This is a genomic window from Burkholderia sp. 28_3 (genome assembly GCF_003253915.1).
GTDB lineage: Bacteria > Pseudomonadota > Gammaproteobacteria > Burkholderiales > Burkholderiaceae > Burkholderia > Burkholderia cenocepacia.
Window position 1 is genome coordinate 122,763 of sequence record NZ_QKZF01000020.1, and the last position, 12,901, is coordinate 135,663.

General features: G+C 65.9%; 11 protein-coding genes and 1 tRNA gene. 7 read left to right on the forward strand and 5 right to left on the reverse strand.

Annotation, left to right across the window (positions count from 1 at the left end; translation table 11 throughout):
* Positions 1-413: 413 nt before the first annotated feature.
* Positions 414-1,367 carry a YihY/virulence factor BrkB family protein gene (locus DFS13_RS30785; protein ID WP_006495933.1) on the reverse strand — a complete coding sequence of 318 codons (954 nt, stop codon included), beginning with the start codon at positions 1,365-1,367 and terminating at the stop codon, positions 414-416.
* A gap of 143 nt (positions 1,368-1,510) precedes the next feature.
* Here DFS13_RS30785 and fdnG point away from each other — a divergent pair, with 143 nt between their 5' ends.
* From fdnG to DFS13_RS30825, 7 genes are all read left to right on the forward strand, one after another.
* Positions 1,511-4,582, forward strand: a complete 3,072-nt coding sequence (gene fdnG / locus DFS13_RS30795; RefSeq protein WP_077208670.1) for a formate dehydrogenase-N subunit alpha — start codon at positions 1,511-1,513, stop codon at positions 4,580-4,582.
* Positions 4,583-4,592: 10 nt separating this feature from the next.
* Entirely contained in the window at positions 4,593-5,507 is a 915-nt protein-coding gene (gene fdxH / locus DFS13_RS30800) for a formate dehydrogenase subunit beta (RefSeq protein ID WP_006488883.1), read from the forward strand.
* Positions 5,504-6,130: a formate dehydrogenase subunit gamma gene (locus tag DFS13_RS30805; RefSeq protein WP_006488816.1), complete on the forward strand. Its 627-nt coding sequence runs from the start codon at positions 5,504-5,506 to the stop codon at positions 6,128-6,130. The genes fdxH and DFS13_RS30805 overlap by 4 nt, the downstream gene beginning before the upstream one ends.
* A 109-nt stretch (positions 6,131-6,239) precedes the next feature.
* The gene (gene fdhE, locus DFS13_RS30810; protein ID WP_006492897.1) at positions 6,240-7,175 is read left to right on the forward strand and encodes a formate dehydrogenase accessory protein FdhE; all 936 of its coding nucleotides are present in this window, start codon (positions 6,240-6,242) and stop codon (positions 7,173-7,175) included.
* 73 nt (positions 7,176-7,248) lie between these two features.
* Entirely contained in the window at positions 7,249-8,688 is a 1,440-nt protein-coding gene (gene selA / locus DFS13_RS30815) for an L-seryl-tRNA(Sec) selenium transferase (RefSeq protein WP_006495931.1), read from the forward strand.
* Complete coding sequence (gene selB, locus DFS13_RS30820; RefSeq protein WP_060212506.1) at positions 8,685-10,610, forward strand: selenocysteine-specific translation elongation factor; 1,926 nt, start codon at positions 8,685-8,687, stop codon at positions 10,608-10,610. Before selA ends, selB begins: the two co-directional genes overlap by 4 nt.
* A gap of 41 nt (positions 10,611-10,651) precedes the next feature.
* Positions 10,652-10,747: transfer RNA gene (locus tag DFS13_RS30825), tRNA-Sec, on the forward strand.
* 88 nt (positions 10,748-10,835) lie between these two features.
* On the opposite strand, the gene DFS13_RS30830 is transcribed toward DFS13_RS30825, so the two are convergent.
* From DFS13_RS30830 to DFS13_RS30845, 4 genes are all read right to left on the reverse strand, one after another.
* Positions 10,836-11,825 (reverse strand): site-specific integrase, encoded by a 990-nt coding sequence (locus tag DFS13_RS30830; RefSeq protein ID WP_111442501.1) that lies wholly within the window; start codon positions 11,823-11,825, stop codon positions 10,836-10,838.
* Between the two features lie 204 nt (positions 11,826-12,029).
* Positions 12,030-12,266 (reverse strand): hypothetical protein, encoded by a 237-nt coding sequence (locus DFS13_RS30835; protein WP_111442502.1) that lies wholly within the window; start codon positions 12,264-12,266, stop codon positions 12,030-12,032.
* Positions 12,263-12,502 carry a hypothetical protein gene (locus tag DFS13_RS30840; RefSeq protein WP_111442503.1) on the reverse strand — a complete coding sequence of 80 codons (240 nt, stop codon included), beginning with the start codon at positions 12,500-12,502 and terminating at the stop codon, positions 12,263-12,265. Before DFS13_RS30840 ends, DFS13_RS30835 begins: the two co-directional genes overlap by 4 nt.
* Positions 12,499-12,897, reverse strand: a complete 399-nt coding sequence (locus DFS13_RS30845; protein WP_111442504.1) for a DUF4031 domain-containing protein — start codon at positions 12,895-12,897, stop codon at positions 12,499-12,501. The genes DFS13_RS30840 and DFS13_RS30845 overlap by 4 nt, the downstream gene beginning before the upstream one ends.
* Positions 12,898-12,901: the final 4 nt, after the last annotated feature.

Sequence of the window (12,901 nt, forward strand, 5' to 3'; positions counted from 1 at the left end):
TTGAGTTTCTCCACGCAAGTGATTCATCGTTATTTGTTGCGGATTGGAGAATAGCTCAGTGCCATACACGCAAGAAAGCTTAAAAAATAAAGTGTCTCGAAAAGGTAACAGCAGGAAAAAGTCCATATATATCAAGCACATCAGGCACTGTTCCTGTTTATGAAATAGTTGACAATTGCTGCGGTGCGATTGTTTCAATCGCTGATGCGCATGGCGGCAGGCCCCCTGTTTCGGCCCGTTGCAGCAAGGAAATGAGGGCATGCAAACGTTTGCGGTTGCAGGTGCATGCACGCCGACGTGTCAGGCAAGCGTCGACGCCGCGCGAATGCGCGGCGAACCACGGGGTTGCAAGCGAGGGGAGGGTGTGCCGGGTACGCGCGGGATCGATGCGCGGCCGTCTTCAGCGGGCTGAATCAGTCGTCGCGCGGGCGATTCCCGGCGGGATCGGGCCGAGCGGCTCGAGTCGCTTGAGCGGCCGCGGCCGGCGCCGGATTCGCGGCCGGCCGATGCGCGTCGCCGCGGGCGGCCGCGAATTCCGCGCCGAGCAGCAACACGATCGCGGAGAAGTACAGCCACATCAGCAGGACCGCGAACGACCCGGCCGCGCCGAACGCGCTCGCGGTGCCCGCATGCGCGAGATACAGCGCGAACAGCTTCTTGCCGCCGGAAAACAGGATCGCGGACACGATGCCGCCGATCGCGGCGTCGCGCCACGCGACGCGCGCGTCGGGCAGGAACTTCATCAACGACGCGAACGCGGCCGCGAGCACCGCGATGCCGACGAAGAACTGCACGACGTTCGTGACGACCACGTACGGCGAATTGCCCAGCAGCCAGGTGCCGATGAAGGTGATCGCGGTGTCGAGCACGAGCGACACGATCAGCAGGAACGCGACGCCGAGCACGAGCCCGAACGAGATCAGCCGCACGCGCACCAGCCCGAGCATGCTCGACCAGCGGCTTTCGGTGGCCGGCCAGATCACGCTGAGCGCCGCGCTGAGCGACGCGAACGTGGCCGACGCGCCGATCGCGAGCGCGGCGAACGAGATCAGCGTGGCGATGCCGCCGCGTTCGCCCGCGCGGTGCGCGTTCTGCACGATCGTCTGGATGCTGGCCGCCGCGTCGTCGCCGATTAGCTGATGCGCCTGCTCGAACACCTGGCCGCGCGCGGCGTCGTCGCCGTAGAACCAGCCGGCCACCGCGATCACCATCACGAGGGTCGGCGCGAGCGAGAACGCGGAGAAAAACGCGATGCCCGCGGCCATCGCGGAGCAGCGGTCGGACGAGAAGCGCTTGAACGCGGTGAGGGCCCAGTTGGCCTGCTGCTGGGCGAGACGGGTGGCTTCTGAAGTGATCTGTCGTTTCATGACGGTTCGGTTGCGCGCGGAACGCGGATCATCGCAGGTTAATCGGACATATCGGTATTGATCCGAGGATTCGATCATAGTTGCCTGAACTGTCTATAATTCCTTTCAGTTTCACCCCACCCCACAATAACGCCGAGACCGCCATGCTACAAATGTCCCGGCGCCAGTTCCTGAAGGTGACGGCCACGTCGCTTGCCGGATCGAGTCTTGCCCTGATGGGCTTTTCTCCGTCCGAAGCGCTGGCCGAAGTCCGACAGTACAAACTGGCGCGCACCGTCGAAACGCGCAACACCTGTCCTTACTGTTCAGTGGGTTGCGGCATCCTGATGTACAGCCTCGGAGACGGCGCGAAGAATGCGCAGCCGAGCATCATCCACATCGAAGGCGATCCCGACCACCCCGTCAATCGCGGCACGCTGTGCCCGAAGGGCGCGAGCCTGATCGACTTCATCCACAGCCCGAACCGCCTGACGCACCCCGAGTATCGTGCGCCCGGCTCGGACAAGTGGGAACCCATCTCGTGGAACGACGCGCTCGACCGCATCGCGAAGCTGATGAAGGCCGACCGCGACGCGAACTTCGTCGAGACGGCCGAAGACGGCGCGAAGGTCAACCGCTGGCTCACGACCGGCATGCTGGCCGCGTCGGCGGGCAGCAACGAGGTCGGCTACCTGACGCACAAGACCATCCGCAGTCTCGGGATGCTCGCATTCGACAATCAGGCGCGTGTCTGACATGGCCCGACGGTGGCAGGTCTTGCCCCGACGTTTGGCCGTGGAGCGATGACGAACCATTGGGTCGACATCAAGAACGCGGACGTGATTCTCGTGATGGGCGGCAATGCAGCCGAGGCCCATCCGTGCGGTTTCAAGTGGGTGACGGAGGCGAAGGCGCACCGCAAGGCGCGGCTGATCGTCGTCGACCCGCGCTTCACGCGTACGGCCTCGGTGGCCGATTACTACGCGCCGATCCGCACCGGCACCGACATCGTCTTCCTGGGCGGCGTCATCAACTATCTGCTGACGAACGACAAGATCCAGCATGAGTACGTGAAGAACTACACGGACTTCTCGTTCATCGTGCGCGAGGATTTCGCGTTCAACGACGGCATTTATTCCGGCTACGACGCGCAGAAGCACGCGTACCCGGACAAATCGAGCTGGGACTACGAGCGCGGCGACGACGGTTTCGCGAAGGTCGATCCGACGCTGCAGCATCCGCGTTGTGTATACAACCTGCTGAAGCAGCACTACGCGCGCTATACGGCGGACATGGTCCAGCAGGTCTGCGGCACGCCGAAGGACAAATTCCTGAAGGTGTGCGAGATGCTCGCGAGCACGGCCGTACCCGGCCGCGCCGGCACGGTGCTGTACGCGCTCGGCTGGACCCACCACTCGATCGGCGCGCAGATCATCCGCACCGGCGCGATGGTGCAGCTGCTGCTCGGCAACATCGGCATCGCCGGCGGCGGGATGAACGCGCTGCGCGGCCACTCGAACATCCAGGGGCTGACCGATCTCGGGCTGATGTCGAACCTGCTGCCGGGCTACATGACGCTGCCGATGCAGGCGGAGCAGGACTTCGACGCGTACATCAAGAAGCGCGTGCAGCAGCCGCTGCGGCCGAACCAGCTGAGCTACTGGAAGAACTACAAGGCGTTCCACGTCAGCTTCATGAAGTCGTGGTGGGGCGACGCGGCCACCGCCGAGAACAACTGGGCGTACGACTACCTGCCGAAGCTGGACAAGCAGTACGACCTGCTGCAGGCGATCGAGCTGATGAATGCCGGCAAGATGAACGGCTACATCTGCCAGGGCTTCAACCCGCTCGCGGCGGCGCCGTCGAAGGTGAAGACGGCGGCCGGCCTCGCGAAGCTGAAGTGGCTCGTGATCATGGATCCGCTCGCGACCGAGACGTCCGAGTTCTGGAAGCCTCACGGCGACTACAACGACGTTGATCCGTCCAAGATCCAGACCGAGGTGTTCCGCCTGCCGACCACCTGCTTCGCGGAGGAAAACGGCTCGCTCGTGAGTTCGAGCCGCGTGCTGCAGTGGCACTGGAAGGGCGCGGAGCCGCCGGGCGAAGCGAGGAGCGACCTCGAGATCATGTCGGGGCTGTTCCTGCGCATGCGCAAGCTGTACCAGAAGGACGGCGGCAAGTATCCGGACCCGATCGTGAACCTGACCTGGCCGTACGCGAACCCGGAAAGCCCGACGCCCGAGGAACTGGCGATGGAGTTCAACGGGAAAGCGCTCGCCGATCTGCCCGATCCGAAGGATCCGGCGAAGACGCTCGTGAAGAAGGGCGAGCAGCTTGCCGCGTTCGCGCAACTGAAGGACGACGGCACGACCGCGAGCGGCTGCTGGATCTTCTGCGGCGCATGGACCCAGGCCGGCAACCAGATGGGGCGGCGCGACAACTCCGACCCGACCGGTATCGGCCAGACGCTGAACTGGGCGTGGGCATGGCCGGCGAACCGGCGGATCCTGTACAACCGCGCGTCGTGCGACGTCGCCGGCAAGCCGTTCGACCCGACCCGCAAGCTGATCGGCTGGAACGGCAGCGCGTGGAAGGGCGCCGACATCCCGGACTTCAAGGCGGACGAACCGCCCGAAAACGGGATGGGGCCGTTCATCATGAATCCGGAAGGCGTCGCGCGCTTCTTCGCCCGCGCGGGGATGAACGAAGGTCCGTTCCCCGAGCATTACGAGCCGTTCGAGACGCCGCTCGCCGCGAACCCGCTGCACCCGAACAACCCGCAGGCGCTGAACAACCCGGCCGCCCGCGTGTTCCCGGACGACCGTGCGTCGTTCGGCAAGGTGGCGGAATTCCCGCACGTGGCGACCACGTACCGGCTGACCGAGCACTTCCACTACTGGACCAAGCATGCACGGCTGAACTCGATCATCCAGCCCGAGCAATTCGTCGAGATCGGCGAAGACCTCGCGAAGGAAGTCGGCGTCGCGCATGGCGAGCGCGTGAAGGTGTCGTCCAAGCGCGGCTACATCATCGCGGTCGCGCTCGTCACGAAGCGGATCAAGCCGCTGACGGTCGACGGCAAGAAGGTCCAGACGGTCGGCGTCCCGTTGCACTGGGGCTTCAAGGGCCTGACGAAGCCCGGCTATCTCGCCAATACCCTGACTCCGTCCGTGGGTGACGGCAACTCCTATACACCGGAATTCAAGTCGTTCCTGGTGAAGGTCGAAAAGGCGTAAGGGGGAAGAGATGGCATTGCAATCGCTGGATATCAAGCGCGTCTCGGCCACCACGACGCCACCGCCCACGGTGCGCGAACCGGTGACCGGGAGCGTCGCGAAGCTGATCGACGTATCGAAGTGCATCGGCTGCAAGGCATGCCAGACGGCATGCATGGAGTGGAACGACCTGCGCGACGAAGTCGGCACCAACGTCGGCGTGTACGACAACCCGGCCGACCTGACCGAGCATTCGTGGACGGTCATGCGGTTCTCCGAATACGAGAACCCGGCGGGCGACCTCGAGTGGCTGATCCGCAAGGACGGCTGCATGCACTGCGAGGATCCGGGCTGCCTGAAGGCATGCCCGTCGCCGGGCGCGATCGTGCAGTACAACAACGGGATCGTCGACTTCCACGAGGAGAACTGCATCGGTTGCGGCTACTGCGTGACCGGTTGCCCGTTCAACGTGCCGCGGATCTCGAAGAAGGATCATCGCGCATACAAGTGCACGCTCTGTTCCGACCGCGTCGCGGTCGGCCAGGAACCGGCCTGCGTGAAGACCTGCCCGACGGGCGCGATCGTGTTCGGCACCAAGGAGGACATGAAGCAGCACGCGGCCGAGCGGATCGAGGACCTGAAGGAGCGCGGCTTCGAGCATGCGGGGCTGTACGACCCGCAGGGCGTCGGCGGCACGCACGTGATGTACGTGCTGCACCACGCGGACAAACCGTCGCTGTATCACGGTCTGCCCGACAATCCGTCGATCAGCCCGATGGTGAAGCTGTGGAAGGGCATCGCGAAGCCACTCGCGGTCGCCGGCCTCGCGCTGACCGCGCTGGCCGGGTTCTTCCACTACACGCGGGTCGGTCCGAACGAGGTCACCGACGAGGAAGAAGCCGCTGCCCGCGACGAGGCACGACGCATCAAGGAGGACGCGAAATGAGCCACGACGACCCCAACCTGATCGTCCGCTACACGCCGAACGAGCGCACGAACCACTGGATCACCGCGATCACGTTCGTGCTGCTCGCGCTGTCCGGGCTCGCGCTGTTCCATCCGTCGATGTTCTGGCTGACCGCGCTGTTCGGCGGCGGCCAGTGGACGCGGATCCTGCATCCGTTCGTCGGTCTCGTGATGTTCGTGTCGTTCGCGATTCTCGTGGTGCGGTTCTGGCACCACAATGCGCTCGATGCGGACGATCGCCAATGGCTGAAGCAGATCGGCGACGTGCTGACCAACCAGGAAGACAAGCTGCCGCCGGTCGGGCGCTATAACGCCGGACAGAAGCTGCTATTCTTCACGCTGGTGGCGTGCCTGTTGCTGCTCCTGCTGTCGGGAATCGTGATCTGGCGGCGCTATTTCTCGTTCTACTTCCCGATCGGGGTGATCCGCGCGGCCGCTGTCGTGCATGCCGTGGCGGCCTTCGTGCTGATCGCGAGCATCATCGTGCACATTTACGCGGCGTTGTGGGTGAAGGGTTCGATCGGCGCGATGGTGCGCGGCACCGTCACGCTGGGCTGGGCCCGCAAGCATCACCCGAAGTGGTTCCGTGAAAGCGTGAAATAACGCACCGGAGCGGAAGCGGTACGCCGATTGCGGCGTACCGCTCCGCCAACCGCCGGAATCGCCTGAAGAGCGCCGATTCGTCGGCGCTTGTTTTTTGGAAGAAATTTTCGTGACACAACGCATTCTCGAACCGACCGAGATCTCGGCACTCGATCATTCGGCCATTCCGCGCTTTCGCCTGCCGGAGCGCGCGACCGCGTTCGCGGCGCGCGCCGCGCGGCTGCGCAAGCTTGCCGACCTGAACCCGATCAGCGGCTACCTGCGGCTGATGGCCACCGTCGCCGACGCGCAGCACGCGACGCTGCAAGCGCTGGAGCTGCCGCTGCCGTCGAAGGAAGCGATCGCACGCGCACAGGAACATTCGATGCCGCTCGTACCGGCGCTCGACGGCGAGCGCGATGCGCGCTGGCGCGCCGTGCTGTATGAACTGCTCGACCGCGTCGAAAGCGCGGGGCTCGTCAATCCGCAGCTCGCGAAGCTGCTCGACCGGCTGCGCCTGATGGCGCCCGCCGAGCTCGACGCACAGGCCGACGCGATCCTCGCGCTGCGCTTCGCCGAAGTCGACCCGGCCACCGCGCCGTTCCTGATGGCCGCGCTGCAGGTCGCGTGGACGGACCTCGCGAGCCGCGTGACGCCGACCGATGTCCCGTATCTCGACCAGCCGGGGCTGTGCCCGGTGTGCGGCACGCATCCGGTCGCGAGCGTCGTGCGGGTCGGCGGCCAGTATCAGGGCTACCGTTTCCTCCAGTGCGGGCTGTGCACGACCGAGTGGCACATGGTGCGTACCAAGTGCTCGCACTGCGATTCGACGAAAGGCATCGCGTATCACGGGATCGAAGGCGGCAGCGAAGCGATCAAGGCCGAATCGTGCGACGAGTGCAAGACCTATCGCAAGATCGGCTATCAGGAGAAGGACTACGAGTTCGAGCCGCTGGCCGACGATCTCGCGAGTCTCACGCTCGACCTGCTGATGAACGAGGCCGGCTACCAGCGCAGCTCGCCGAACCCGCTGCTGTGGCCGGACGTGTCGCGCGAAGCGGACTGACGGCACGGGGCCGGGGCGGGGCGCGAGCGCCGGCCCGGCCGACTGCGAAGCATGAGACTGGAGCCACGACGACGTGACCGAACCGGGTGTGAATGAACTGAATGCCGTGCTGGCGCGTGTGCCGTCCGTCGAGCGCGTGCTGTCCTCGACACCGTTGCAACCGCTGATCGACGACTATGGCCGCACGCGTGTGCTGAACGCGGTGCGCGCCGAACTGGAACGCTGGCGCACGGCCGCGCAGCACGATCCCGCGGCGGCCGAGCCACTGGACGAGCCGCGCATCGCAGCGGCCGTCGCGCGCACGCTGGCCGCGCAGAGCGCGGGCGCCGTGCGCACCGTGTTCAACCTGACCGGCACCGTGCTGCACACGAACCTCGGGCGCGCGTTGCTGCCCGACGACGCGGTGCGCGCGGTGGTCGACGCGCTCACGCGGCCCGTCAACCTCGAGTTCGACCTCGCGACCGGCCGCCGCGGCGATCGCGACGACCTGATCGACGATCTGCTGTGCGAACTGACGGGTGCGGAGGCCGCGACCGTCGTCAACAACAATGCGGCGGCCGTGCTGCTGACGCTGTCGGCGCTCGCGACGAAGCGGGAAGTGGTCGTGTCGCGCGGCGAGCTGGTCGAGATCGGCGGGGCGTTCCGGATCCCCGACATCATGAGCCGTGCCGGCGCGAAGCTGCACGAGGTCGGCACGACCAACCGCACGCACCTGCACGACTACGCGGCCGCGATCGGCCCGCGCACGGCGCTGCTGATGAAGGTGCACTGCAGCAACTACGCGATCAGCGGCTTTACGAAGGAGACGACGCTCGCTGAACTCGCGCCGCTCGCACGCGAGCGCGGGGTGCCGGTCGCCGTCGATCTCGGCAGCGGCACGCTCGCCGACTTGTCGCAATGGGGCCTGCCGCACGAGACGACCGTGCAGGAAACCGTCGCCGCCGGCGCAAACGTTGTCACGTTCAGCGGCGACAAGCTGCTCGGCGGGCCGCAGGCCGGCCTGATCGTCGGCGACCGCGCACTCGTCGCGAAGATCAAGAAGCATCCGCTCAAGCGCGCGCTGCGCGTCGGCAAGCTGACGCTCGCGGCGCTCGAACCCGTGCTGCGGCTGTATCAGTCGCCCGAATTCCTGCGCGACCGGCTCACGACGCTGCGCCTGCTGACGCGCCCGCAGCGCGAGATCGCCGAGGCCGCCGAACGCGTGCGTCCGGCGTTCCAGGCCGCGCTCGGCAGCGGTTTCGACGTGACGGTCGAGCCGATGTTCAGCCAGATCGGCAGCGGCGCGCTACCGGTCGACCAGTTGCCGAGCGCCGGGCTCGTCGTGCGCTCGGCGGACGGCAAGCGCAGCGGCCGCGCGCTCGCGCAGCTCGAGAAACGCCTGCGCGAATGGCCGCGCCCGGTGATCGGCCGCGTGGCCGACAACGCGCTGCGGCTCGACCTGCGCTGCGTCGAAGCGGCCGACGAAGCGGCGTTCGTCGCGCAATGCGTGCCGCTCGCGGGGCCCGCCGCATGATCGTCGGGACCGCGGGACACATCGACCACGGCAAGACCACGCTCGTGCGTGCGCTGACGGGCGTCGACACCGATCGGCTGAAGGAAGAGAAGGCGCGCGGCATCTCGATCGAGCTGGGTTATGCGTATACGCCGCTCGACAATGGAGACGTGCTCGGCCTGATCGACGTGCCGGGCCACGAGAAGCTGATTCACACGATGGCGGCCGGTGCGTGCGGCATCGACTTCGCGTTGCTCGTGATTGCCGCGGACGACGGCGTGATGCCGCAGACGCGCGAGCATCTCGCGATCCTGCAATTGCTCGGCGTCACGCATGGTGCCGTCGCGCTGACGAAATGCGATCGCGTCGATGCCGCGCGGGTCGCCGAGGTGCGCGACGAGATCGCCGCGTGGCTGCACGATTCGACGCTCGCCGGCGTGCCGATCTTCGAAACGCGTGCGACGGTGGCCGACGACCCGGGCGTCGCCGCGCTGAAGCGGCACCTGGCCGACGCGGCGATCGCGTGGCGCGCGCGTCGCGATGACGGCCTGTTCCGGCTCGCGGTCGATCGTGTGTTTACGCTCGCCGGGCAGGGCACCGTCGTGACGGGTACCGCGTTCGCGGGCCGCGTCGCGACCGGCGACACGCTCGCGATCGTGCGCACCGGCGGCGCGGCCCGCGTGCGCAGCATCCATGCGCAGAACCGGCCGGTCGAGGCCGGCCGCGCGGGCGAGCGTTGCGCGCTGAATCTGGCCGGCGTCGACAAGGCCGACGTCGAGCGGGGCGATACCGTCACCGATGCGCGGCTCGTCGCGACGTCGCCGCGCCTCGATGTCGAACTGACGTTGCTCGCGGACGCGGGGCTGACGTTGACGCACTGGGCGCCGCTGCATGTGCATCTCGGCACGCTGCATCGCGTGGCTCACGTCGCGCTGCTCGACGGCGACACGCTCGCGGCCGGCCAGCGGATGCGCGTGCAACTGGTGTTCGACGAACCGGTGTTCGCGCTGCCGGGCGACCGCTTCATCGTTCGCAATCCGCAAGCAACGCGCACCGTCGGCGGCGGCCGCGTGCTCGATCCGTTCGGGCCGGCGCGCAAGCGCCGCACGCCGGCGCGCCGTGCGTGGCTCGATGCGCTCGCCGCGTGGCTCGACGAAGGGCGCCTCGATGCACTGCTGGCGCAGGCGCCGCTCGGCATGCCACGCGCGACGCTCACGCATCTGACGGGATTCGCACCCGATGCGCTGGGGTTGCCGGACGACGCGCTGGCGATCGGGCAGCGCGATGCCGCGTCGAATGAAGGCGCGGTGATTTCGCGGGCGCACTGGCGTGCGTTGCAGGCACGGGCGGTCGATACGCTGCGCGCGTACCACGAGCGCATGCCTGACGAGCAGGGGCTCGACGCTGCGCGCCTGCGGCGGATGGCGGCGCCGCTCGTCGGCGATGCGCTGTGGCGCGCGCTCGTCGAGGCGCTGGTGGCGGGCGGCGAGGTCGTGCGCAGCGGGCCGTGGCTGCATCTGCCGTCGCATTCGGTGAGCCTCGAGCCGCGCGAGGAAGCGCTGGCGCAGCAACTGCTGCCGCTGATCCACGCGGGGCGCTTCGATCCGCCGTGGGTGCGCGACCTGGCTCGCGACACGGGCGTGGCCGAGGACGCGGTGCGCACGCTGCTGCGCAAGCTCGCGCGGCGCGGCGACGTGCACCAGGTCGTGCGCGACCTGTTCTACCACGCGGACGTCGCACGGGAACTGGCGGAACTGGTCGCGCATCTCGCGCCGTCGCGCGGCGGCGGGCTCGATGCCGCGACGTTCCGCGACGCGACGGGGCTCGGTCGCAAGCGCGCGATCCAGATTCTCGAGTTCTTCGATCGGGTTGGGTATACTCGCTTCCACCGCGATCTTCACTACCTGCGGCCTGACAGCGGTTGGGTGGGTATTCAGGCGTAGGCGCTCGTCGTTCTTCTCGCTCTTTTGATTCTTTTCCCCACGGAAGGCATTCGTATCCGGTGGTACGGCCGGGCTTCAAACCCGGTTAGGGGCGTCAGACGCTCCTGGGTAGGTTCGACTCCTGCTGCCTTCCGCCACAAGGGTTTCAGGCGTTTTGTGATGCTCCAAAAAGAGCCTCGAAACGCCCGGGGGTGTGGGTTTTTCTGCCCGATCCGTGTAGCCCGGTCAGGATCGCCCGATCTTCTTGACGGCTTCCGCTAGCCGATCGGTCACCAGGTGGGCGTACCGCTTGGTCGACGTGGTTGTCTGGTGCCCCAGCACTCCGGCGACCGTATAGAGGTCGATCCCGGCATTGATCATTTCTGAAGCGGCGCTATGGCGGAGGTCGTGAAACCGCACCCCTAGGTGCCCGGACTTCCGTCGAGCCTTGATCCACTCGTCTTTGATCTTCCACGCCGGCTCGGTAAATTTCACGCTCCGGGCAATAACGGCGATCCGTGGATGAATCGGAATTAGCCGCGGCCGGCCGTTCTTCGTCGTGCCGAGGGAGAACCCATCCTTGGTCGGGACCGCGCGCAGGATTTCGCCCATGCGCATCCCGGAGTAGAACGCGGTACGAATGGCGGCGCGGGTTTGTCGGTGCGAGCACGCTTTCGCTATCTCAAGCATTTCGCGGCGGCCCTTGTAGACGTGGCGCTCGGCGCTTTGCTTCGGGATGACCATTTTTGCCGTCTGATCGTAGTCGATCTTTCCGATCTTGTGGGCATATTTGATCGCCGCCCTAAGATAGCCGAGTGTATTGTGTATCGTTCCATCGGAGCTTGGCTTCTTGGGGCGCCCTTGGCGGTCGACCTGCGCGCGCATGTACCCCGCGAACCGTAACGACCAATCGTACAGGTCAAGCGCATCCTGATCCTCGTACTCGTCGATGTATTTAGCCAGGATTTGCTTTCGGGTTTTTACGTCCTTCCAGCCGGCCCCTTTGTCATTGAGATGAATCTCGACACACTCACCGATCGTCACGACGGGTCGCTTTGTCCCGCTGGCAATAGCATATGTTTCAGCATCCAGCTTGCGGCCTAATTCGTCCGCTTCCCTAGCAGTAAGTCCCGCAGGGAGGAGCTTCGTTTTTCTGATGCGGTCACCCTCGATGACGCGCTCGAACGTCCACCGGTAGCGACGTTTGCCATTCTTGGTAATGGTTTCGATTGGCATGCTGCGAGATACCTATAAAGCGAATCGAGGTCGTACACGTACGTTTTGTGGCCTAGCCGGAACCGTTGAATGACGGTACAGGCCCGATCGATTCGACTGATGTTTTGATACGGCACGCCGAGAATCGCGGCTGCCTCTTTGGCGCTAACGCGCTTACCGCTTTTCAGGTCCATCGATCCTCCCGATCGTAATGGCCCACGTAGGTCATAGGTCGATGTCGACATATTTGGTGACAAACCGGGCAACTTCTGAGTGATGCCGGCGACAGACGATGCGGATGCCGCCACCGAGATCGAGCGGCCGGCCGCGGCCGTTGTCGTCGTTCAACTCGGCCTGGTGGTCACAGCAGACCGAGCGCAGCTCGGCGGCGAGGGCGGCGGGATCGTCGAGCAGTCGATGCAGGAAGTCGTGATTGATCTCGATGATGGTTCTCGTGCTCATCGGGCCGCCCTCAGATAGTCGATCGGCTGCTCGACGTATTCCTCGTGCGTCGGATGGTCGGCGACGACCAACGTGCAGTAGTGGCTGGTGTAGACGCCGCCACCGATCGACCGCACCGGCATTTCGCCGGCGGCGATGAGCGCGGCCATGTCGGTCAGCGCATCCGCCAGATTCTGGGGCGTATCCGCCTGTATGACCGCCCCGAACTGGACGGCACGTTTCGGGGCTTCGCTCATGATTGAGGCTCCGTGGTGTTCTGGGTGTTGGCCGCGCCAGTCCGTGCCTCGCGGCGCGCCGCGACGAACTGCTCGAGCCATTCGACGGCGTCGTCGGGGGAGCCGAGCGAGCCCGTGACCTTGCGGCGCTTGTTCATCGCTCCGCACTGCTCGAAAGAGATCGGGACCGCGCCGGCGCCGAGCGCGGCGGCGCGCTTGCTCATTGCGATGTCGAAGTGCTCGTCACGCGTGCCGCGGTGCTGGATCCACTTCGGGTTGACGTCGATCGCGCGCACCATGGCGAGCAGCTCGTCGGTGGTATCCGCGATCAAATGCGACATTTTGTAGACGCGCCCGCTCTTCGTTTTGAATTCACCGATCGGGTGTAGATACATATCGTCGACGTAGACGGTCATGGCG

What these genes read in the sequence shown, in the direction of transcription:
- DFS13_RS30805 (WP_006488816.1), top strand. Translation starts at nt 5,504, where the DNA reads ATGAGCCACGACGACCCCAACCTGATCGTCCGCTACACGCCGAACGAG.
- DFS13_RS30845 (WP_111442504.1), bottom strand. Translation starts at nt 12,897, where the DNA reads ATGACCGTCTACGTCGACGATATGTATCTACACCCGATCGGTGAATTC.
- DFS13_RS30835 (WP_111442502.1), bottom strand. Translation starts at nt 12,266, where the DNA reads ATGAGCACGAGAACCATCATCGAGATCAATCACGACTTCCTGCATCGA.
- selB (WP_060212506.1), top strand. Translation starts at nt 8,685, where the DNA reads ATGATCGTCGGGACCGCGGGACACATCGACCACGGCAAGACCACGCTC.
- DFS13_RS30785 (WP_006495933.1), bottom strand. Translation starts at nt 1,367, where the DNA reads ATGAAACGACAGATCACTTCAGAAGCCACCCGTCTCGCCCAGCAGCAG.
- DFS13_RS30830 (WP_111442501.1), bottom strand. Translation starts at nt 11,825, where the DNA reads ATGCCAATCGAAACCATTACCAAGAATGGCAAACGTCGCTACCGGTGG.
- fdxH (WP_006488883.1), top strand. Translation starts at nt 4,593, where the DNA reads ATGGCATTGCAATCGCTGGATATCAAGCGCGTCTCGGCCACCACGACG.
- DFS13_RS30840 (WP_111442503.1), bottom strand. Translation starts at nt 12,502, where the DNA reads ATGAGCGAAGCCCCGAAACGTGCCGTCCAGTTCGGGGCGGTCATACAG.